At 54.7% G+C, this 20,001-nt stretch carries 19 protein-coding genes; 14 read left to right on the top strand and 5 right to left on the bottom strand.

Translation table 11 applies throughout. The features are described 5' to 3' along the window. Window positions 1-164 precede the first annotated feature (164 nt). Window positions 165-788 carry a DUF721 domain-containing protein gene (locus tag TH468_RS03840; protein WP_085642256.1) on the bottom strand — a complete coding sequence of 208 codons (624 nt, stop codon included), beginning with the start codon at window positions 786-788 and terminating at the stop codon, window positions 165-167. Between the two features lie 80 nt (window positions 789-868). Here TH468_RS03840 and mutY point away from each other — a divergent pair, with 80 nt between their 5' ends. After that, window positions 869-1,939: an A/G-specific adenine glycosylase gene (mutY, locus tag TH468_RS03845; RefSeq protein ID WP_139834624.1), complete on the top strand. Its 1,071-nt coding sequence runs from the start codon at window positions 869-871 to the stop codon at window positions 1,937-1,939. 83 nt (window positions 1,940-2,022) lie between these two features. Here the strand turns inward: mutY and TH468_RS03850 are convergent, their stop codons facing one another. Continuing rightward, window positions 2,023-2,232, bottom strand: a complete 210-nt coding sequence (locus tag TH468_RS03850) for a hypothetical protein (RefSeq protein WP_062951580.1) — start codon at window positions 2,230-2,232, stop codon at window positions 2,023-2,025. 142 nt (window positions 2,233-2,374) lie between these two features. Then, a complete protein-coding gene (locus TH468_RS03855; RefSeq protein ID WP_037990538.1) occupies window positions 2,375-3,475 on the bottom strand; it encodes a site-specific DNA-methyltransferase in 1,101 nt (366 codons plus the stop codon). Between the two features lie 464 nt (window positions 3,476-3,939). On the opposite strand from TH468_RS03855, the gene TH468_RS03860 reads away from it, so the two are divergent. The 9 genes from TH468_RS03860 to TH468_RS03900 all read left to right on the top strand — a co-directional run bounded on the left by TH468_RS03860 (window position 3,940) and on the right by TH468_RS03900 (window position 14,268). Beyond that, on the top strand, window positions 3,940-4,953 hold the full coding sequence (locus TH468_RS03860) for a BMP family protein (protein WP_085642464.1): 1,014 nt from the start codon (window positions 3,940-3,942) through the stop codon (window positions 4,951-4,953). A gap of 124 nt (window positions 4,954-5,077) precedes the next feature. Further along, window positions 5,078-6,670 carry an ABC transporter ATP-binding protein gene (locus tag TH468_RS03865; protein ID WP_085642257.1) on the top strand — a complete coding sequence of 531 codons (1,593 nt, stop codon included), beginning with the start codon at window positions 5,078-5,080 and terminating at the stop codon, window positions 6,668-6,670. Then, a complete protein-coding gene (locus tag TH468_RS03870) occupies window positions 6,667-7,737 on the top strand; it encodes an ABC transporter permease (RefSeq protein ID WP_085642258.1) in 1,071 nt (356 codons plus the stop codon). Before TH468_RS03865 ends, TH468_RS03870 begins: the two co-directional genes overlap by 4 nt. An 11-nt stretch (window positions 7,738-7,748) precedes the next feature. Next, window positions 7,749-8,690 carry an ABC transporter permease gene (locus TH468_RS03875; protein ID WP_085642259.1) on the top strand — a complete coding sequence of 314 codons (942 nt, stop codon included), beginning with the start codon at window positions 7,749-7,751 and terminating at the stop codon, window positions 8,688-8,690. A 69-nt stretch (window positions 8,691-8,759) separates the two neighbouring features. Further along, a complete protein-coding gene (locus TH468_RS03880; protein ID WP_085642260.1) occupies window positions 8,760-10,049 on the top strand; it encodes an amidohydrolase family protein in 1,290 nt (429 codons plus the stop codon). A gap of 91 nt (window positions 10,050-10,140) precedes the next feature. Then, complete coding sequence (locus tag TH468_RS03885; RefSeq protein WP_085642261.1) at window positions 10,141-10,743, top strand: flavin reductase family protein; 603 nt, start codon at window positions 10,141-10,143, stop codon at window positions 10,741-10,743. A 183-nt stretch (window positions 10,744-10,926) separates the two neighbouring features. Next, entirely contained in the window at window positions 10,927-12,228 is a 1,302-nt protein-coding gene (locus TH468_RS03890) for an esterase-like activity of phytase family protein (protein WP_085642262.1), read from the top strand. 222 nt (window positions 12,229-12,450) lie between these two features. After that, window positions 12,451-13,206 carry a carbonic anhydrase gene (locus tag TH468_RS03895; RefSeq protein ID WP_085642263.1) on the top strand — a complete coding sequence of 252 codons (756 nt, stop codon included), beginning with the start codon at window positions 12,451-12,453 and terminating at the stop codon, window positions 13,204-13,206. Between the two features lie 78 nt (window positions 13,207-13,284). Further along, complete coding sequence (locus TH468_RS03900) at window positions 13,285-14,268, top strand: SAM-dependent methyltransferase (RefSeq protein ID WP_085642264.1); 984 nt, start codon at window positions 13,285-13,287, stop codon at window positions 14,266-14,268. 20 nt (window positions 14,269-14,288) lie between these two features. Here TH468_RS03900 and TH468_RS03905 read toward each other — a convergent pair whose 3' ends face one another. Beyond that, complete coding sequence (locus tag TH468_RS03905; protein ID WP_085642265.1) at window positions 14,289-14,708, bottom strand: GFA family protein; 420 nt, start codon at window positions 14,706-14,708, stop codon at window positions 14,289-14,291. A 228-nt stretch (window positions 14,709-14,936) separates the two neighbouring features. Between TH468_RS03905 and nadB the strand changes: the two genes are divergently transcribed. The 4 genes from nadB (at window position 14,937) to TH468_RS03925 (ending at window position 19,372) form a co-directional block, all read left to right on the top strand. Further along, window positions 14,937-16,583, top strand: a complete 1,647-nt coding sequence (gene nadB / locus TH468_RS03910) for an L-aspartate oxidase (RefSeq protein ID WP_246832202.1) — start codon at window positions 14,937-14,939, stop codon at window positions 16,581-16,583. A 50-nt stretch (window positions 16,584-16,633) separates the two neighbouring features. Next, window positions 16,634-17,083, top strand: coding sequence for an MOSC domain-containing protein (locus TH468_RS03915; RefSeq protein ID WP_085642466.1), 450 nt, complete (start codon window positions 16,634-16,636; stop codon window positions 17,081-17,083). Window positions 17,084-17,160: 77 nt separating this feature from the next. Beyond that, window positions 17,161-18,246 carry a sensor domain-containing diguanylate cyclase gene (locus tag TH468_RS03920; RefSeq protein WP_085642266.1) on the top strand — a complete coding sequence of 362 codons (1,086 nt, stop codon included), beginning with the start codon at window positions 17,161-17,163 and terminating at the stop codon, window positions 18,244-18,246. 43 nt (window positions 18,247-18,289) lie between these two features. Continuing rightward, on the top strand, window positions 18,290-19,372 hold the full coding sequence (locus TH468_RS03925) for a sensor domain-containing diguanylate cyclase (RefSeq protein ID WP_168177064.1): 1,083 nt from the start codon (window positions 18,290-18,292) through the stop codon (window positions 19,370-19,372). Here the strand turns inward: TH468_RS03925 and TH468_RS03930 are convergent. Further along, entirely contained in the window at window positions 19,362-19,979 is a 618-nt protein-coding gene (locus TH468_RS03930) for a DUF4269 domain-containing protein (protein WP_168177065.1), read from the bottom strand. The genes TH468_RS03925 and TH468_RS03930 overlap by 11 nt on opposite strands. Between the last annotated feature and the right edge of the window lie 22 nt (window positions 19,980-20,001).

The raw sequence follows: 20,001 nt of genomic DNA on the forward strand, positions 1-20,001 counted from the left end.
AAAAGCGCTAATGAGCCAACGAGTCGCCAACATCGTTTGGAAATGCGGCAACTCCGTGATCACACATTATGGGAAAATGATTCGATCCAGCCCGCACCGGAATAAAGCTTTGGGCCCCTGATTGGCAAATGACTTACACGTGATTTGAAACGCAATTTCACCGGCTATTTCTTCTGTCCCGGTTGCCCCCGCGCGTGAACATCCCCCGAAATGCGACGTCCGAGCCGGGTCAGCACTTCGCGCAGATGCGGGTCTTCGATTTTGGCGATATCGACTTCGCTGGTTTCGCGGATAGGACCTTCGGGCACATTTTCCGGCCGTTTGACGGTGCGCTCCGGGCGAGAAATATCGCCCTGCATCATCTTAATGCGTTCAACCGCGCGATATCCGAAATAGGTATTCACCCGGTCGATGATCTGCGGCATGCGGTGCTGCAATTCAATCGCCACGGGCCCGGTCACTCGGATCACAAGCGTCCCACCCCCTGCATTTTCGCCGCGTGGCGGATTGTATTTGACCGGCATGGTGAATTGTTCAAGATCTCGACCGACAATTTCGGACCAGTGCAAAATGATTTCGGCCTGAAAGAAACCGCGTTTGCGCACCAGCGGACGCGTCAGATTGCCAACCATGGCGGCAATATTGCGCAGGCCCATGCGGCGTTCCGAACTGCCCATCGGGGTAATTTTCTGTTTCTTTTTGACCGCATTTTTTGCCGCAACCATATCGGCACGCTGATCTGGCGTGCTATGTGTCGGCGTATCGGTCATATCTTTTTGCTTGCTCACGCCCGCTTCTTTCGTAGGGTCTGCTAAGAACCTAAACGTAATTACCCGTTTTCATCCCCGCAACATAACACGGGAACGCCGTGCATTTCACCAACGACGAAATCCATCACCTTGGCCGGACCATGCTGGACTGGTACGACCGTCATCATCGCACCCTTCCATGGCGTGCTGAACCGGGCGACGCACAGGACCCTTATCGCGTCTGGCTGAGCGAAATCATGCTGCAACAGACCACCGTGATTACGGTCGGTCCCTATTTCGCAGCATTCCTGCAACGCTGGCCGACCGTAACAGATCTTGCCAATGCTGATCTCGACGAAGTTCTGCATTCCTGGCAAGGGCTGGGATATTACGCACGCGCACGCAACCTGCACAAATGCGCCAAGGTTGTTGCCGATGAATATGGCGGCCGGTTCCCCGATACCGAAGAAGACCTTCTGAAGCTGCCCGGCATCGGTCCCTATACCGCCGCCGCCGTTGCAGCCATCGCCTTTAACCGTCATTCAAGCCCGGTCGATGGCAATATCGAGCGGGTCATTTCCCGACTGTTTGCGCTTGAAACCCCACTGCCCGAAATCAAACCCGAAATCAAGGAAAAGTCGGCGGCCCTGACCCCGTCTGATCGGCCGGGCGACTACGCGCAGGCACTGATGGATTTGGGGGCAACCATCTGCACGCCGCGCAATCCAGCATGCGGCATTTGTCCTTGGCAGGCCTCCTGCGAAGGTCGCAAATCGGGCATTGCCCCGGAACTACCCAAAAAACGTAAGAAACCCGCCAAACCAACCCGGGTTGGCTATGCCTTCTGGATACGGCGCGAAGACGGTAAAATCCTTGTCCGGCGCCGCCCGGAAAAGGGTCTTCTGGGTGGACTTTACGAAGTGCCTGGCAGTGACTGGCGTGCGATTGAGGCCCCGGACGACGTGATGTTGTCCGAAGCCCCGATCAAGGCCAACTGGACGGAACTGGATGGCACTGTCGGGCACACTTTCACCCATTTCCATCTCGATGTGACGGTTCTTGCCGCCAACATATCTGAAAGCGATGCCGCGAAGCTTGATGGCAGCTGGACAACAATTGACGGGTTATCGGAATTTGCCCTGCCGACGGTGATGAAAAAAATCGTCCGACATGCGCTGAAGTACCGCTGAACCGGATTCAATCGATTCACCTAAACAAAAAGAAAGGCCCGCTGCCATCCCGGCGCGGGCCTTTTAAACTCGTATGCAATCGGTCAGGCGTAGATATCAATGACCTGTCCACGACCCGTGCTGCTGGGCGGGGCCGATTGTTGCGATGTATCGGTTTCTGCCACCTGGTCGACCCGTTGAGTCGGCGGTGACTGAAGATCGTTACCACCAGTTTCGGCGATCGGCGCAGTTGCCTGCTGAATCTGGACCGGGTTCGGTGCATAAGCGGCACTACCTGTTGCGCCAACCTGCATGGGGCTCTCCATCTATCCTTACGGATAATTCCAATACCCAAGATATAGCAAGAATTGCCGCCAAATGCAAAAGGCCGGAAGGTTTTCCAACCATCCCGGCCTTCTGGTTCATATCTATTTTTGCATGCTGCACTGCAAGAAATCAGGCGGAAACCTGTCCCATTTCCTTACGAAGCTGACTGCGCAGATTGTCGATCACAACCAGTCGCCCGTCGCACTTGTAATGCCAGTAAGTCCAGCCATTACAAGCCTGTGCGCCCTGAACATGGGCTCCGATCTGATGGATCGAACCGGCATTGTCCTTGTGACTGATCGAACCATCGGCACGAACAAGCGCTGCAACATTGCCCCGGTTGTCATAAATCTTGTCGCCCGGTGCCAGAAGGCCACGTTCGATGACCGCACCAAACGGAATACGCGGAAGCGACCGTTTCGACTCCGTCATCTCGAGGCTCTCGCCATCAAGCATCTGAACCTTGGCAATGCGTTCCTTGGCGGCCTTGGCATATTCTTCTTCGCGCTCAAGCCCGATGAAATGACGGCCAAGACGGCGCGCTGCCGCACCGGTGGTGCCAGTACCAAAGAATGGATCAAGCACAACGTCGCCCTGACGGGTCGTCGCCAGCAGAACACGCTGCAACAATGCTTCGGGTTTCTGGGTTGGATGGACCTTTTTGCCCTTTTCATTCTTCAGACGCTCGGACCCGGAACAGATCGGCAGCAACCAGTCGGACCGCATCTGCAGTCCTTCGTTAAGCTGCTTCATTGCTTCGTAATTGAACGTGATCGCCTTTTGCTCGGCGTTTTTCGAACACCACAGCAGGGTTTCATGCGCATTGCAGAAACGTTTGCCGCGGAAATTCGGCATCGGGTTGGTTTTGCGCCACACGATGTCGTTCAGGATCCAGTAACCGATATCCTGCATCACCGTGCCGACGCGATAAATGTTGTGATACGAACCGATCACCCAGATCGCACCGGTATCCTTAAGGACACGGCGCGCGGCGGTCAGCCAGTCGCGGGTGAAATCGTCATAGTGACGGAAACTGTCAAACTGGTCCCAATGATCGTCAACCGCGTCGACCTTGGAATTATTAGGGCGCAGCAGATCGCCACCCAACTGCAGGTTATAGGGCGGATCGGCGAAAATCAGATCGACCGACTTTTCCGGCAGGCTGTTCATCAGTTCGATGCAGTCCCCGACCATAACCTGATCAAGCGGTAAGGATGTCTTCTTTGTCATGATGCGTTCCAGGTTCCCCCATATTTCTTGAGGAAAGCATCACCGCAAAAAGTTAATAGACTCCGAAAATTTTCAAGGAGTCGCGACAGTTTCAAAGTAATTTCAGCCGTTTAGACAATCTTAACCGGTTCGGCCCAAAAACAGGAAGATTTTCATCCCGGACAGTAGCGGTCAAAAACCCCGCATATCTTCATCGGACTCCTTGATTTCGTTCTGGTCTGACCGGGTATATGCGGCAAGAATTCAAATGTGAACTCGCAGATAGCTAACGCGCGCATCCGTATCTTCACGTAGTTCAATACATCCTGATGTGAATTGCGTTACAGCAATTTAGCCGAAAACGGTAATTTGACCGTTTGGACAACTCTGCATTTGCCCTTCTTATGATCATGTATACAATCTGCATATCAAATACGCAGAAAAGTAGAATTTCCAAAATTGGCAATAACCTGCAGGGGGACATCATGAAGTCTGGTACTTTCCATCTTTCCCGTCGCGCAATGCTGTCGGCCATGGCCGCAGCCGCAGCGGTGGTATCTTTTGGCCTTGGTGCACCGGCACCGGTAATGGCCGCCGACCCGATCAAGGTTTCGGCGATTTACACCGTTCCGGTCGAACAGCAATGGGTTTCACGTATCCACAAGGCGCTGAATGCAGCCCAGGAACGCGGCGACATCACCTATGAATTTTCTGAAAATGTCGCCAATACCGATTATGAACGCGTGATGCGTGAATATGCCGAAAATGGCTCAGCCCTTATTCTGGGCGAAGTTTTCGGTGTTGAACGCGCGGCTCGGAAGGTTGCCGCCGATTATCCCGAAACCGCGTTTCTGATGGGTTCGAGCTTCGGCCCGGAAGGCGACAATTTCTCGGTCTTTGACAACTACATCCATGAACCAAGCTATCTGGTCGGCATGGCGGCTGGCAAGGCGACCAAATCGAACAAGATCGGCATGGTCGGGGGCTTTGCCATTCCGGAAGTCAACCGCCTGATGAATGCCTTTATGGAAGGCGCCAAATCCGTCAATCCGGATGTCGAATTCACCGTGACCTTCATCAATAGCTGGTATGACCCACCCAAGGCCAAAGAAGCCGCGTTTGCGATGATCGATAAGGGTGCCGACGTCATGTATGCAGAACGCTTTGGCGTTTCGGATGCTGCCAAGGAACGCGGTGTTCTTGCGGTTGGCAACGTGATTGATACCGCAGCCGATTATCCGGGCACCATTCTGGGTTCGGCACTCTGGCATATGGAACCGACCGTTGATCACGCTATTGCCGCCGTCAAGGCGGGCGAATTCAAGGCCGAAGATTACGGCAAGTTCAGCTATATGGCACCGGGTGGCGGCACCGTCGTTCTGGATGGCGCCCTTCTGCCCGATGGAACCGTTGCCGAAGTTGAAGCCAAGCAGGCTGAAATTCTCGATGGCAGCTTTACCGTCAACGTAAATGACGAAGAACCTAAATCTTCCATGTAAGATTTCTTCCACTTTGCTGGCAGTCCGGTTTAAACATCGGACTGCCTTTCGTTTTCGGGGAACACCCCCGCCGCTATCGCAATACGGCCAAGGCGTGACACATAAAAATTAACGGATCAGCCGGATGTCATCTGCTGCCAACCCATCTTTGAAAACGTCCCGGCAATTGCTGCTGCAACTGGCTGCAATCACCAAGAAATTCGGCCCCCTGATCGCCAATGACGCCATCGACCTTGATCTGCACAAGGGCGAAATCGTTGCCCTGCTTGGCGAAAACGGTGCGGGCAAAACCACCCTAATGAACATCCTGTTTGGCCATTATGTCGCCGACGCGGGAACCGTGATGGTCGCGGGTGCGGATGGTATCCTTGCCCCGCTTGAACCCGGTGCACCGCAGGCGGCCCTTGATGCCGGCATCGGCATGGTTCATCAGCATTTCGCGCTGGCCGAAAATCTAAGCGGCCTTGATAACATCGTCCTTGGTACGGAACCGATTTTCCGCCTGCGCCGCGACCGAACCAAAGCGCGCACCAAACTGGCGAAATTGATGGCGGGATCGGGTCTTAATGTCGACCTCAATCAGCCGGTTCACAAACTGACCGTTGGCGAAAAGCAGCGCATTGAAATCCTTAAAGCCCTTTATCGCGATGCCCGTTTGCTGGTGCTTGACGAACCGACCGCGGTTCTGACGCCGCAGGAGGCAGACAGCCTTTTTGCAACCCTTCGCCAGCTTGCCGCGACCGGGCTTTCGGTCATTATCATTGCCCATAAACTGGCCGAGGTTCTGGCGGTTTCCCATCGCATCGCGGTTCTGCGTGGCGGCAAAAAAGTTGGCGAAATGGCAACCGATCAAGCCGACCGGCGATCGATTGCCGAATTGATGGTCGGTCGTGATGTTCCGGTCAGCCGACGCAGCGAACGCGCACCGGGCAAACCGGTCATAGCACTTCGGGATGTCACGATTGATCGTGGCGATGCCAGACGTTCCCTTCATGGGGTGAACCTTATGGCGCGTGAAGGCGAAATTCTTGGCATTGCCGGGGTATCGGGCAACGGGCAGGCGGCGTTGGCACAATTGATTGCCGGGCTGGATCGTCCCGATATTGGTTCAGTCGAGATTTTTGGTGAAAAAGTCACGAAATTCGATGCCCATCAGTTCGCCCAGAATGGCATCGCTCGCATTCCCGAAGACCGCCATCATGACGGCATGGTCGGATCGATGACGGTGGCGGAAAACATCGCCATCGAAGATGTCAGATCCCGCGATTATCAGAAATTTGGCTTTCTTGATTTCGAGGCAATCCGCAAACGGGCCGAACATGCAATTGTAGATTATGATGTGCGCTGCCCGGGCCCGGATGCCCCGGCGCGACTGTTATCTGGCGGAAATATTCAAAAGCTTATTCTTGCGCGAGTTCTTGAAAAATCACCAAAACTGATCCTCGCCAATCAGCCATCACGCGGACTTGACGTTGGTGCGCAATCCGAAGTCCACAGGCGGCTTCTTGAGGCACGCGAAGGCGGGGCGGCGGTGATTTTGATATCCGAAGATCTCGATGAACTTCTGACCCTTTCCGATCAGATTGCGGTGATCCATGCCGGTCATGTATCGGCCGCGATTGCGGCACATGATATCGACCGGTCCGAGCTCGGTCTGATGATGGCCGGACAGAAAAAAACCGATGAGAATACCCCAAGATCAGGAGACCCGGCGTGATCCGGTTTGAACCCCGCACCAATCCATCCGCAATCATGGTTTATGGCATCCCCGTCATGGCGGCAATTATCGCCATTCTTCTGGCAGCGATCCCACTTGCCTTGGCCGGGGCACCAATCATCAAGGCGTATGGCCTGATGATTAGCGGCGCGTTCGGATCGATGTTTTCAATTTCGGAAATGCTGACACGTGCGACCCCGCTGATCCTGACCGGGTTGGCGGCTGCCATCGCATTTCGGGCCAAGCTTTGGAATATCGGGGCCGAGGGGCAGCTTTACATGGGGTCCATGGCCGCCGTTGCCATCGGATCAGGCGTCATTGACGGGCCAAGTTATATCATGATCCCGGTGGTGCTGATTGCCGGGGCTGTCGCCGGGGCGGTGATGCTGATCGGGCCGACACTTTTGAAAACGCGGTTGGGCGTGGACGAGGTCGTCACCACCCTGCTTTTGAATTTCATCGTCATTCTGTTTGTGCAAATGATGCTCGAAGGCGTACTCAAAGACCCGATGTCGATGGGTTGGCCACAGTCCGAACCGGTAATCGATAGTGCTGTTTTGCCGCCACTGATCGAACGGATGCGGGTGCATCTGGGGCTGGTGATCGCGCTGACCTGCGCCGTGGCGCTGGCGATTTTCGTTAAACGCACCGTTTGGGGATTTGAAATTCGTGCGGTCGGTGAAAATGCCGCCGCAGCCAGATTTTCCGGAATTTCGGTAACCAAAACCATGGTACTGGTCGCGATGCTATCGGGCGGTTTAGCCGGGCTTGCCGGTGTATCGGAAGTGGCAGGAACGCGGGGTTACCTAGCAACCGATCTGTCGCCGGGTTATGGCTATGCCGGGATTGTCGTTGCGATGCTGGCTCGCCTTTCACCGGTTGGCGTGATCATATCCGCCGTGTTTGTGGCATCGGTTTTTGTCGGTGCTGATTCCATGAGCCGCGCAATCGGCGTTTCAAGTTATCTGGCCGATCTGATTGTCGCGATGTCGTTGTTATGCGTTCTGATTGGCGGGTTTCTGACCCGGTTCAAGGTCCGTTTCGAACATCAGAAATCGGCGGGTTAAGGGGAAAGACCGTGGAAATCATCGATATCCTTTTGACCGCAAATTTCTGGGCCGCAGCGCTTCGCATTGCCACCCCGCTGATTTTCGGGGTGCTGGGCGCGCTGATTTGTGAACGCGCCGGAGTTCTTAACCTTGGCATCGAGGGGATTTTTACAGCCGGGGCGATGGCAGGATGGATGGCTGTCTGGCTGGGTGCCGGATTATGGGGTGGCGTTCTGTTCGCCGCCCTGGCCGGGAGCTTTTTCGGCCTGATCCATGCGATCCTTACCGTGCCGCTTGGCCTGTCGCAGCATGTGTCGGGGATCGGGGTCACGTTGCTGGCGACCAGTCTGTCGTATTTCACCTATCGCACGGCATTGCCCGATGTGTCGTCCCCGCCGCGCATCATCCCGTTCCAGCCGCTTGATATCCCGATCCTGTCAGATTTACCGTTTATCGGCCCGGCACTGCTTTCGCAAACGGCTCTTACAATGCTAGCGCTTGTCATGGTGTTTGTCACCGGCTGGGTTTTGTATCGCACTCCACTTGGCCTTGCGATCCGGGCGGTTGGCGACAATCCGTCCTCGGTCGAGGCGCAAGGGTTATCGGTTTATGCGCTGCGCATCGGGGCCGTGGTTGCCGGATCGAGCCTGATGGCATTGGGCGGTGCGTTTCTGACCATGTCGGCGTTTGATGCGTTTTTCTTTGGCATGATCAATGGCCGTGGCTGGGTTTGCATTGCGCTTACGGTGTTTGCAAGCTGGCGACCGGGCAAGGCATTGCTGGGCGCGTTGCTATTTGGTGCGTTTGATGCGTTTCAGGTCCGCCTGCAAACCGAGGTCGGTGCGTTCCTGCCATCGCAGGTTTTCCTGATGATGCCTTATCTGTTATCGATTGCCGCCCTGATCATTGTCGCGCGCAAGGCCGATTATCCCAAGGCATTGCTGGTGCCATGGTTCAAGGGGCAGCGTTGATTTGCATCACCGCCCCAGCCAACCCAAGACTCTGATGATTTAAAAGCTCCACTTTCGAAGGACACCACCATGCAAGCCGATCTGATCCTGAAAAATGCCAATCTGCCCGATGGTCGTACCGGCTTTGATATCGCATGTAAGGACGGCAAAATCATCGAAATCGGGCCACAATTGCCGATCCTGGCGGCCGAGGAAATCGATTGTGACGGAATGCTGGTCAGCCCGCCCTTTGTCGACAGCCATTTCCATATGGATGCGACCCTGTCCCTGGGCCTGCCACGGATGAATGAGTCGGGCACGTTACTCGAAGGCATCGCGCTTTGGGGCGAACTGAAACCTCTTTTGACCATTGAAGCGGTGATCGAGCGCGCACTTCACTATTGTGATCTGGCAGTGTCCAAGGGCCTGCTTGCCATTCGAAGCCATGTCGATGTCTGCGATGACCGTCTGCTGGCGGTTGATGCATTGCTTGAGGTCAAAAAACAGGTCGCGCCCTATATCGATCTGCAACTGGTTGCCTTTCCGCAAGATGGTTATCTGCGCAGCCCGACGGCAAAGCAGAATGTCATTCGCGCACTGGACAAGGGCGTTGATGTTGTTGGCGGCATTCCGCATTTCGAGCGCACCATGGCGGACGGCGCGCAAAGCATTACCGAACTTTGCGAAATGGCGGCCAAACGCGGCCTCCGGGTTGACATGCATTGCGATGAAACCGATGATCCGCTGTCACGTCATATCGAAATGCTGGCCTATGAAACGCAGCGCCTTGGCCTTCAGGGGCGGGTGGCCGGATCGCATCTGACATCGATGCATTCGATGGATAGTTATTACGTATCGAAACTGATCGCCCTAATGACCGAGGCCGAGGTCAGCGCGATTGCCAACCCATTGATCAATATCACCCTTCAGGGTCGTCACGATACATATCCCAAGCGTCGCGGCATGACGCGCGTGCCGGAATTGCGCAAGGCGGGGCTTACCGTGGCGTTTGGCCATGATTGCGTGATGGACCCATGGTATTCGATGGGATCGGGCGATATGCTTGAAGTCGCATCGATGGGGCTTCATGTCGCACAGATGACGTCACGTGATGATATTCGGGCGTGTTTTGACGCAGTAACAACCGAACCTGCAAAGATCATGGGGCTTGAAGGATACGGGATTGCGGTTGGCAACAATGCCGATTTCGTCGTGTTACAGGCCCGCGATACGATCGAAGCCATCCGTCTTCGCGCCAACCGGCTTTATGTCATTCGGCGTGGCAACATCATCGCCGAAACCCCGTTGCAGCAAACCCGCCTGCATCTTTCGCAACGGCCGGAAACTATACGCGGCGATGATTACGCACCGGGGAAATAACCAACCACGCAATTGAAACAATTTCGGCACGTGATCCATTCCGCATCACACCCCATATGATGGGGGTCAATGCACATTACCGGGAAGCGCCATGTTTTACGAACCGGGCAAAACGCCACATAATCTGCCACATGATCCGTTCAAGGCCTGTGTGGCCCCGCGCCCGATCGGCTGGATTTCGACGGTCGATAAACAGGGTCGACCCAATCTGGCCCCCTATTCGTTTTTCAATGCAGTTAACGGCAATCCGCCGATGGTGATGTTTTCATCAGGTGGCTCAATCGACAGTCTGACCAATGCGCGAGAAACCGGCGAATTTATTGCCGCCGTTACCCCGCGTGCCATGCTGCGCGAAATCAATTTCTGTTCCGCTCCGTTACCACCGGGCGAAGATGAATTTGAATATGCCGGTCTGACCAAGGAACCGGCGCAAACGGTGGCCCCGTTCCGGATCAAGGGTGTTCCGATCCATATGGAATGCAAGGTATTCCAGATCGTCGACCTGCCCAGCGCCAACCCGGACCGCCCGAGTGCCATGGTGATCGGCACCGTGATCGGATTGCACATCGATGATGCGGTCATTCGCGACGGCATGGTTGACGTCACCCTGTTCGAACCGCTGGCACGACTAGGCTATCACGAATATGCCAGTGTTGCGGAAACCTTTATCGTCCGGCGCGAGGATTTCTGGTAAACAGCCTGCTGGTTTACGACGATAGGTTACGACCTTCTGTTGTTTCACGGAAACGACCCGCAATTGCAAACAAACTGTCACTGTAAAATTCTAATGTGAGCTCCATCACTTGCGCCTGAACCGATGCTTAAACCGGTTTCAGGCGTTTCTTCGTATACATTACACGATGTGGGGGATCACACCATGAAACGGACAATTGCAGCCGGTTTTGCCGGTATTGCGACCATGCTTCTTGCGACAACGGCAATGGCAGGTGACGTCAAGGTTTTCGAAACCAAAAGTGCGATTAACAATCTGTCGACCGTCATGGTGGATGGCGGCAAGGCACGCCACCTAACGGTTGGTTTCGGTTCGGGGGCCTATCGCCGTCCGGGTGATCCGTCCAATATGTTCTATGCCGTTTCCGACCGTGGTCCGAACTTTGTTTGCGGCGATGTGCAGGACGTTCTTGGCGTTTCCGAAGACGTCGTTTGTCAGGGCCGCAAGGTTCGCGTCTATCCGACCCCGGATTATTCGCCATCGATCTACACGATCTTCCTGAATGATGACGGCAGCTTTGACGTCAAGGATGTCATTGCGCTGAAAGACCGGAATGGTGTGCCGCTGACCGGTTTGACCAATAAGCTGTCAGTTGCCAAAACCGAAAAGCCCGTGGATGCAAATGGCAAGGAACTGGCACAGTCGGTTTCGTCCATCGATGCCGAAGGTATCATTCGCCTGTCGGACGGTTCGTACTGGATCGGTGAAGAAAATGGCCCGTCGATCCTGCATGTCGCTGCCGACGGCACGGTTAATGAACGTATTGTTCCGGCCGGCTCGGAAAAGGACTTCGAAGGTGCTGCCTATAAGGTTAGCGGCGGTCTTCCGGCGATCCTTGTCACCCGCCAGACCAACCGCGGCATTGAATCGATGGCCGTGTCGCCCGATGAAAGCAAACTGTATTTCATGGTACAGAACCCGCTGGCCAACCCGAATGCGGATGCCTACAAAAAGGCAAAGAACACCCGCCTGTTCGTGTATGACCGCGTGAAGGACGAACTTTCCGGCGAATATATCTATCAGCTGGATGATCCGCAGACCTTCCGCAACGATCCATCCGACAAACAGAATGCCCCGCGCATTTCCGAAGTCATGGCACTTGGCGATGATCGCCTGCTGGTTCTGGAACGGACCGATGGCACCACCAAACTGCATGAAGTCAAACTGGATGGTGCATCGAACATTCTGGCATCGAGCTGGGACGATATGTCGACCAGCCCGTCGCTTGAACAGGAAAACGACCTGTCGAAGCTTGACCTGAAGGCAGTTGCCAAAACGCTTCGTTTTGACAGTGCCGATTACCCGATGGCTCCGACCAAGATCGAAGGTCTTGCGGTGATGGGTGACGGTGCGCTGGCCCTGATCAATGACAACGACTTCGGCATCAAGGGTGACGCCACCAAGGTGCTTCTGATCGACGGTCTGGTTCAGGCCGACAAGTTCTGATCATCGACTTTCGAAGATTTACGGGCAAGTAGCCACAGGTTGCTTGCCCTTTTTCATGCCCGGAAAACGGTTCCTGCATTCGAACGACTGATCGGTTTCAAATAAATAAAGCAATCCGATAAGCTGGTATTTTTCAAAATCGGGATAATATCTGCACACGAAAGAATGATCATATTCTTTCGATGCCATGGCACGGCACCTTCTCTCAGACAGGATCGCAGCATGCGAAAAGCAATTTCCCCGACCGGCTTGCTGGCTTTTTCACTTTTGTTGGCAGGCTGTTCCGCTGTACCCGCAGAACAGACCCATTCGAAATGGGGATATGACGGTTCCGGTGCGCCAGAGTACTGGTCGACACTTGATCCAGCCTATCAGCTTTGCGGGACCGGCAAAAACCAAAGCCCGATCAATCTTGCAAACAATATCGATGCGGATTTACCGCCAATCGATTTCCATTACGACGTCACCGCCAGGGAAATCGTCAATAACGGCCATACGATCCAAATCAACATGAATTCAGGGGCCTATATCACCCTGAACGAGCATCGGTTTGACCTGATCCAGATGCATTTCCACGCCCCTAGCGAAAACCATATTGGCGGCAAGTCCTTTGCGCTTGAAGCACATCTGGTGCATGCCGACCAAGACGGGAACCTTGCCGTGGTTGGAATCATGTATGACATCGGTGCCGAAAATGCCGCACTGGCTTCGTTCTGGGCAAACATGCCGCAAAAAGCAGGTGACAGCAAAGCCACACCGGACAACACGACCATCGACAGCGTATTGGCGGAAGACCGCGATTATTATCGTTTCAACGGATCGCTGACGACACCGCCATGCAGCGAAGGCGTCGCGTGGCTTGTTCAGAAACAGCCGCAAACGATTTCAGAAACCCAACTGGCGGCATTTGCCGGTACACAGCACGGGCCAAACAATCGCCCGGTACAAAGCGTGTTTGCCCGTCCTGTCCTACAATAAATCCGACTTGGGTCGGCTTTTCCGACACCGACAATTTGCTGCTTTTACCGGCTGATAAAGCGCGGTAAAAGCAGCCCTATGAAACAGGACACAAACACCCCCCAGACTTTTGACATCCCCGATGGCATCGATGCGGTCATCGAGCCGATGGATGCGACCGGCTATCTGGCCCCTGTCGGCTTTGAAGATCAGTTGCGCGCCGAACTTGGCGACGTGATCGAAAGCCACGACCGGCTGATGTTTGCACCCGGCCCTGAACGCCGGGTTTTCTGGGCACAGAATGTCTGGCGCAACCCGGTGCGTATGGCAATCCCGTCGATCAAGGGTGCGGCCAAGATCCTGAAATTCAATCAGCGCAACTGGGCCATGTTCAAGTTCGATCATTTTTCGCGTGCGAAACTGATCGAGGCCAACCTGCCGCATGTATCGGCCAAACGGCAGTTTTTTGGGGAACCGGCCCCGACCGCGCCACTGGGTTCATGGACATTGACCGATCCCGATACGATCATCGCGTCGATGGATTGTTCCAGCCCATGGAAAAACGGCGAGGTCGAGTTTGAAGAAGACAAGACCACCCCGCCCAACCGCGCCTATCTGAAACTGTGGGAAGCCTTTACGCGACTTGGGGTAACACCGCAAGCCGGTGATCGTACCATGGATCTGGGCGGCAGCCCCGGCGGCTGGACATGGGTTTTGCATGAATTTGGCACCGATGTGATCAGCATCGATAAGGCACGGCTTGACCCCAAGATCGCCAAATTGCCACGTGTCGATTTCCGGCAGGAAAGCGCATTCGGACTTAACCCCGATGAAGTCGGTTATATCGACTGGCTCTGTTCGGATGTGATCTGTTATCCGGACCGGTTGTTCCAGTTGGTCAATCAGTGGATGGATGCTGGCATGGCAACCAATTTCATCTGCACCATCAAGCTGCAGGGCGACACTGATTATGCCGCTATTACCCAGTTTGCCGACATTCCCGGATCAAAGGTCGTGCATCTTTACAACAACAAGCACGAACTGACCTGGATGAAGGTCCCCGGCGTGACCGATCAGGACTGACTGCGCATCAACTCGTCCAGTCAGGCTTCGTCATCCCCGTCATAGGCGGGGATCGCCGGATCAATCGGGTAATAGTCGCCCTTGTCCTTGCAAAACATCTGGGCAGATGTCGATATGCCCGATGCACCATCAAGCGTTCCGGGTGTAATCGCAACTTCCTGTGAACGGACCGGTCGCCAGAACAGGGATGATCCGCATTCCTTGCAAAAGCCCCGGTCACTTTGATCGGAAAGGCGATACCAGCGCAATCCTTCTTCGCGGATCAGATGCAGGGCATCCTTTTCCACCCGGGCATATGAACTGACATGGCCATGCAGTTTGCGGCACAGTTTGCAGTGACAAATCTTGGTATCATGCAATTTGCCGTGCACTTCATAACGGACTTCGCCGCAATGGCAGCCGCCAGAATGAACTTTCCCGGATGGTATCGATGCGTTCATCTACCTTCCCCTTCTGATCAAACTCCGTTTCCCAGTATCTGGGCGATGACGCATGTCATGCAAGCATGACATGTTACAATATCAATGTAATTGCTGGCAAAATTACGACGATAATGTTTGAGCTTCGTCACAAGCAGTCCTATTCTGCCGCTTCTGTTCGGGCCCCGGATGATGACGCCACCGCGCCAGATGCCATCCGTCGCCTTGCCTCACAAGCGATGGGATATCATGACCGATCTGTCCTTCCACTATGATGTGCTTGTCATCGGCAGCGGTGCTGCCGGTTTATCCACTGCACTGAAACTCGCCCCGCATGTAAAGGTAGCCGTTCTATCGAAGGGCAAGATTGACGATGGTTCAACCAACTGGGCGCAGGGCGGGATTGCCGCCGTTCTTGATGCCGCCGACAGCATCGAAAGCCATGTCGAAGATACTCTGATTGCCGGTGCCGGACTGTGCAAACGCGATACCGTCGAATTTGTAGCGCGCAATGCCCCCAATGCCATCAAATGGCTTGATGAACTTGGCATTCAGTTGACCCGTGATCCGGAGGGCGGCAATGACCAGCCCTTTCACCTGACACGAGAAGGCGGGCACAGCCACCGCCGCATCGTTCATGCCGCCGACGCCACCGGGCGCGCGGTGCAAACCACCCTGCAGGGCGAGGCGGTCAAACATCCGAACATCAAGATTTTTGAGAATTACCTTGCGATTGATCTGGTGACAGACCGCAAGCTTGGCGGCGAAGGCCGCCGATGCATCGGGGCCTATGCGCTTGATCTGACAACCGGCAAGGTCCGGTCGTTCAATGCGCGCACCGTGGTGCTTGCCACCGGGGGGGCGAGCAAGGTTTACCGGTTTACATCCAACCCCGACGGATCAACAGGCGATGGCATTGCCATGGCATGGCGTGCGGGTTGCCGGGTGATGAATATGGAATTCAGCCAGTTTCACCCGACCTGCCTGTATCATCCGCAGGCCAAATCATTCCTGATTACCGAGGCCGTTCGGGGCGAAGGTGGCAAACTGCTGCTGGCTGATGGCACACGTTTCATGGACCGGTTTGACAAACGCGGCGAACTTGCCCCACGCGATATTGTCGCACGCGCGATTGACCATGAAATGAAGCGTCTGGGTGCAGATTGCGTTTACCTTGATATCACGCACAAGGGCGAAGATTTCATCCGCGAACATTTCCCGACCATCTATGAAACATGCCTGACATATGGCATCGACATGACCAAGCAACCGATCCCGGTTGTTCCGGCAGCGCATTATACCTGCGGCGGGGTTTTAACCGATCTTCGCAGTCGTACCGATCTGACCGGTCTTTATGCAATTGGTGAATGTGCGGGCACGGGCCTTCACGGTGCGAACCGGTTGGCGTCAAATTCGCTTCTGGAATGCTTGGTATTTGGCGAGGCGGCGGCGCGCGACATTGTCGAAGCCCTTCCGGTTGATGACCGCTTCAACGACCTGCCGGACTGGGACGAAACTGGCATTACCGATTCCGACGAGGAAGTCATTGTCGCCCATAACTGGGAACAGTTGCGCAACGTGATGTGGGACTTTGTCGGTATTGTGCGCACCACCAAACGCCTTCAACGTGCGCAGCATCGCATTGATCTGCTGCTGTCGGAAATTGATGAATATTACGGCAATTTCCGTGTAACCAACGACTTGCTTGAACTGCGTAACCTGTCTGTTGTCGCCAAGCTGATCATCCAGTCGGCATTGTGGCGCCATGAAAGCCGCGGCCTGCATTACACCACCGATTATCCTGAACGTGATGACAGTGCAACCCCGCGCCAGACCATTCTGGTGCCGGAAAACTTCGCCGGACGATGGGTCGTTTCCGGACAATGGAAAACCTGATCGAAAAGACGTGCTTTCACTGCATTCGCGAATCAAATCCGGAGATCATCATGACAGCCACCCTGATTGGCATTGCACGCAAGGCCCGGTCACGAGCGCCCATGGAAACGCTGGATGGGGTTTCTGTCAGCCTTGATCTTGGTGTGGATGGCGATTACCGCGGCAAGCTTCGCAAACGACAGATTACGGTTCTGGCGGAGGAAGACTGGCAGGCGGCGTGCCGCGAAATTGATCGCATGGATTTGCCATGGACCACACGCCGCGCCAATCTACTGGTACGCGGCGTGAAATTACCTCACACGCCCGGTGCACGTATCCGGATCGGAGAACTGGTGCTTGAAATCACTGGCGAGACCGATCCCTGCCGTCTGATGGAAGACGCCGCACCGGGCCTTGAAAAGGCGCTGACACCGGACTGGCGGGGTGGGATCACCTGCCGCACTATTGAACCCGCGACAATACGACTGGGTGATGCGGTGATTGTTGACCCAAATTCCTGATTGATCGGGGATTGGTCCATCTGGAAATCCCGCATCGGCTTCCCACTTAAAAGGCAGAATCATGGTCGGGGATCAGGATGGAACTTGCACCAATACCGCCGAACGAGGCCGAACGTCAGGCGATCATCACGCGCATGCGCATTGCGACATTTGATGCCGAGCCCGAACTTGATCGCATCACGTCGCTTGCCAAACGTATCTTTGACGTCAAATCGGCCACGGTGACGGTACTGGATCATGACCGGCAGATTTTCAAATCCCGGGCAAATTTCGAAAAACTGGAAAGCCGTCGCGATATTTCGTTCTGCGGACATGCCATCACCCAAACCGAACCGATGGTGATCAGGGATGCCCGGATTGATCCACGGTTTTCCGATAATCCGTTGGTGATCTGCGATACGCCGGTGATTTTTTATGCCGGAATGCCCGTGCATCATCACGAAGGCCATCCGGTCGGAACGCTTTGCATCTTTGATGACAAACCGCGCGACATGAGCCCGCACGACATCGACAACCTGAAGGACCTTGCCTATCTGGTCGATATGGTTCTCTTGCTCCGGTTTGCGCAATTCAGCCAGAAACGGCTTTTGCGAAGCCTTGATGAAGCGGTTCGCCAAAGCATGATCGATCCGATGACCGGGCTTTGGAACCGGCGCGGGCTTGAGGAAATTCTTGATCGTGAACTCGCCCCCGAGGGTGTGCCGCTACCCGAACCATGCGGGATTCTACTGTGCGATATCGATCATTTCAAATGCGTCAATGACACGCACGGACATCTGATTGGCGATGAGGTCATCATCAGCATTGCCGAGATGCTCAAGACGCATTTGCGCGAAAACGACATCATAGCCCGTGTCGGCGGCGAGGAATTTGTCTGTGTAATTCCCGGTATCACGCGCGACATGACTCCGAAAATCGCCGAAAAACTCTGCGAGATTCTGCGCATCACCCCCATAGAAACCAGCGAGGGAAAAACCCTTGGTGTGACCATTTCCATCGGGGCAACGTGGATTGCAGCTGGTTGCAGCAATGACAGCCGCAAGACCATCTTCGAAATCGCGGATGAAGCGCTCTATACCGCGAAGCATAGCGGACGGGACCGGGTGGTCTTCTCACCCGCCTCAATCGAACCACACAACAAGGGATTATTTGAACGGCATTAAATTCTACCTAGAACACCAACAATGCTGTAATGGGAGAAACACCTTGAAAGCTGCGCCCACGCCGGAAAACGAGAACGAGCGACAGACATCACTTGAAAGCATGGGCATTCTGTCAACACCGCGCGATCCGGAACTTGACCGGATCACGCGTCTTGCCGAACGCATTTTCAAAACCGAAATCGTTGCCATTTCCCTGCTTGATGGCGATCGGCAGTTTTTCAAGTCGCGGATCAATCTGGCCGTTCCCGAAACGCCGCGTGACATTTCGTTTTGCGGGCATGCGATCATGCATGACGCGCCGCTTGTTGTTGGCAATGCCATAGTTGATGAACGTTTCAGCGACAACCCGCTGGTTCTGGGAGCGCCTCATATCCGATCCTACGCAGGGGTGCCGCTTTCCAATCGCGAAGGTTACAAGCTCGGCACGCTTTGTATTATCGATTCAAAAACGCGCAATTTTTCAGATAGCGAGATCGAAACGCTCAAGGATCTGGCTCATTGGGTCGAAACGGTTCTTGCCCTTCGCTATACCGAGCGCAGCCAAAGACAGCTTCTGGCCGATCTTGATGCCGCACATCGCGACATGATGATCGATAGCCTTACCGGCGTGTGGAACCGGCGCGGGCTTGAGGAATTACTGGCCCGCGAAATGTCGAGCTCGCGTATCAAGGGCGGATCAGCCGGGGTATTCATGCTTGATATAGACCATTTCAAGCAGGTCAACGATAACTATGGCCATCTGATCGGCGACAAGGTGATACAGGGTATAGCCGCCATCATGTCGTCCAGTCTTCGCGATCATGATATCGTCGGCCGTTTCGGAGGCGAGGAATTCGTCTGTATCCTGCCCGGTCTTCGCCTCGAACAGACGATGTATCTTGGCTACAAGCTGTGCGATACGGTGCGCGATCAATGCCGGGTCAGCGATATGAACGGCAACCCCGTTCCGATCACGGTCAGCGTCGGGGCAACCTGGATTTCAAATGAATCAACCGATGATTATGAACCGCTTGATGTTCTGAGGATTGCCGACGAAGCCCTTTATGAGGCCAAGGAAAGCGGACGTGATACCGTGCGTTACCGCGCACTTGATGCGTTTGGCAGCCTCGATGATCTTAAGGGGTGATCGCGGCCATAACCCGATCACGCAGGGCATCCGGCCCAAGATCATATAGTCTATCAAGCGCGGTATAGGGATCTCCGCCAAGGTTAAGCATAAGGGCAAAGGCCGGTTCGGTTTTGATGCCTTCGCGTTTCAATTGCCGGATCTCTGATGCAAAACTTTCCCCCAGAAGAGCAATCACGCGCGCCTCTACCAGCATATGGCGAAAGCCGAACTGGCTTTGCGACGGTGTGCCTGTGGCAAAAACCTCGACCGGCAAATCATCCAAAACAAACCGCACAACAATAGCCGCACCGACATGCTCCGTCGCCGGCCGGTGATGCAGTCGAAAACCATCAAAAAGATCAAAAGCCGACTGTACCCGGGCCTCGAAACTATCAAAATCCGGGCAGTGGCACAGAATGTCGATATCCGATCCATCAATATCAAGATTGATCGGAAAAGTTCCGACAACTATGGGATCAAACCCGACAAACTCATTCCAGACGCCATGTCGCAAAAGCAGAGCGGCGGCCTTTTGACCACGCGGGGAAACGGATTGCAGAGCATCAAGACCGTGAAATCCGTCGGGCATCAGACTTTCCGGCCAATCCATTACCGTTTGGTTCATTGATAAATCCATTCCATTTCTT

It is taken from the genome of Thalassospira sp. MCCC 1A03138 (assembly GCF_002115785.1).
Taxonomy (GTDB): domain Bacteria; phylum Pseudomonadota; class Alphaproteobacteria; order Rhodospirillales; family Thalassospiraceae; genus Thalassospira.

Bases quoted from the DNA above. Each gene is read 5' to 3' on its own strand.
- TH468_RS03850 (WP_062951580.1), bottom strand. From the start codon at position 2,232: ATGCAGGTTGGCGCAACAGGTAGTGCCGCTTATGCACCGAACCCGGTC.
- TH468_RS03855 (WP_037990538.1), bottom strand. From the start codon at position 3,475: ATGACAAAGAAGACATCCTTACCGCTTGATCAGGTTATGGTCGGGGAC.
- TH468_RS03860 (WP_085642464.1), top strand. From the start codon at position 3,940: ATGAAGTCTGGTACTTTCCATCTTTCCCGTCGCGCAATGCTGTCGGCC.
- TH468_RS03865 (WP_085642257.1), top strand. From the start codon at position 5,078: ATGTCATCTGCTGCCAACCCATCTTTGAAAACGTCCCGGCAATTGCTG.
- TH468_RS03880 (WP_085642260.1), top strand. From the start codon at position 8,760: ATGCAAGCCGATCTGATCCTGAAAAATGCCAATCTGCCCGATGGTCGT.
- TH468_RS03885 (WP_085642261.1), top strand. From the start codon at position 10,141: ATGTTTTACGAACCGGGCAAAACGCCACATAATCTGCCACATGATCCG.
- TH468_RS03890 (WP_085642262.1), top strand. From the start codon at position 10,927: ATGAAACGGACAATTGCAGCCGGTTTTGCCGGTATTGCGACCATGCTT.
- TH468_RS03895 (WP_085642263.1), top strand. From the start codon at position 12,451: ATGCGAAAAGCAATTTCCCCGACCGGCTTGCTGGCTTTTTCACTTTTG.
- TH468_RS03900 (WP_085642264.1), top strand. From the start codon at position 13,285: ATGAAACAGGACACAAACACCCCCCAGACTTTTGACATCCCCGATGGC.
- TH468_RS03905 (WP_085642265.1), bottom strand. From the start codon at position 14,708: ATGAACGCATCGATACCATCCGGGAAAGTTCATTCTGGCGGCTGCCAT.
- nadB (WP_246832202.1), top strand. From the start codon at position 14,937: ATGACCGATCTGTCCTTCCACTATGATGTGCTTGTCATCGGCAGCGGT.
- TH468_RS03915 (WP_085642466.1), top strand. From the start codon at position 16,634: ATGACAGCCACCCTGATTGGCATTGCACGCAAGGCCCGGTCACGAGCG.
- TH468_RS03920 (WP_085642266.1), top strand. From the start codon at position 17,161: ATGGAACTTGCACCAATACCGCCGAACGAGGCCGAACGTCAGGCGATC.
- TH468_RS03930 (WP_168177065.1), bottom strand. From the start codon at position 19,979: ATGAACCAAACGGTAATGGATTGGCCGGAAAGTCTGATGCCCGACGGA.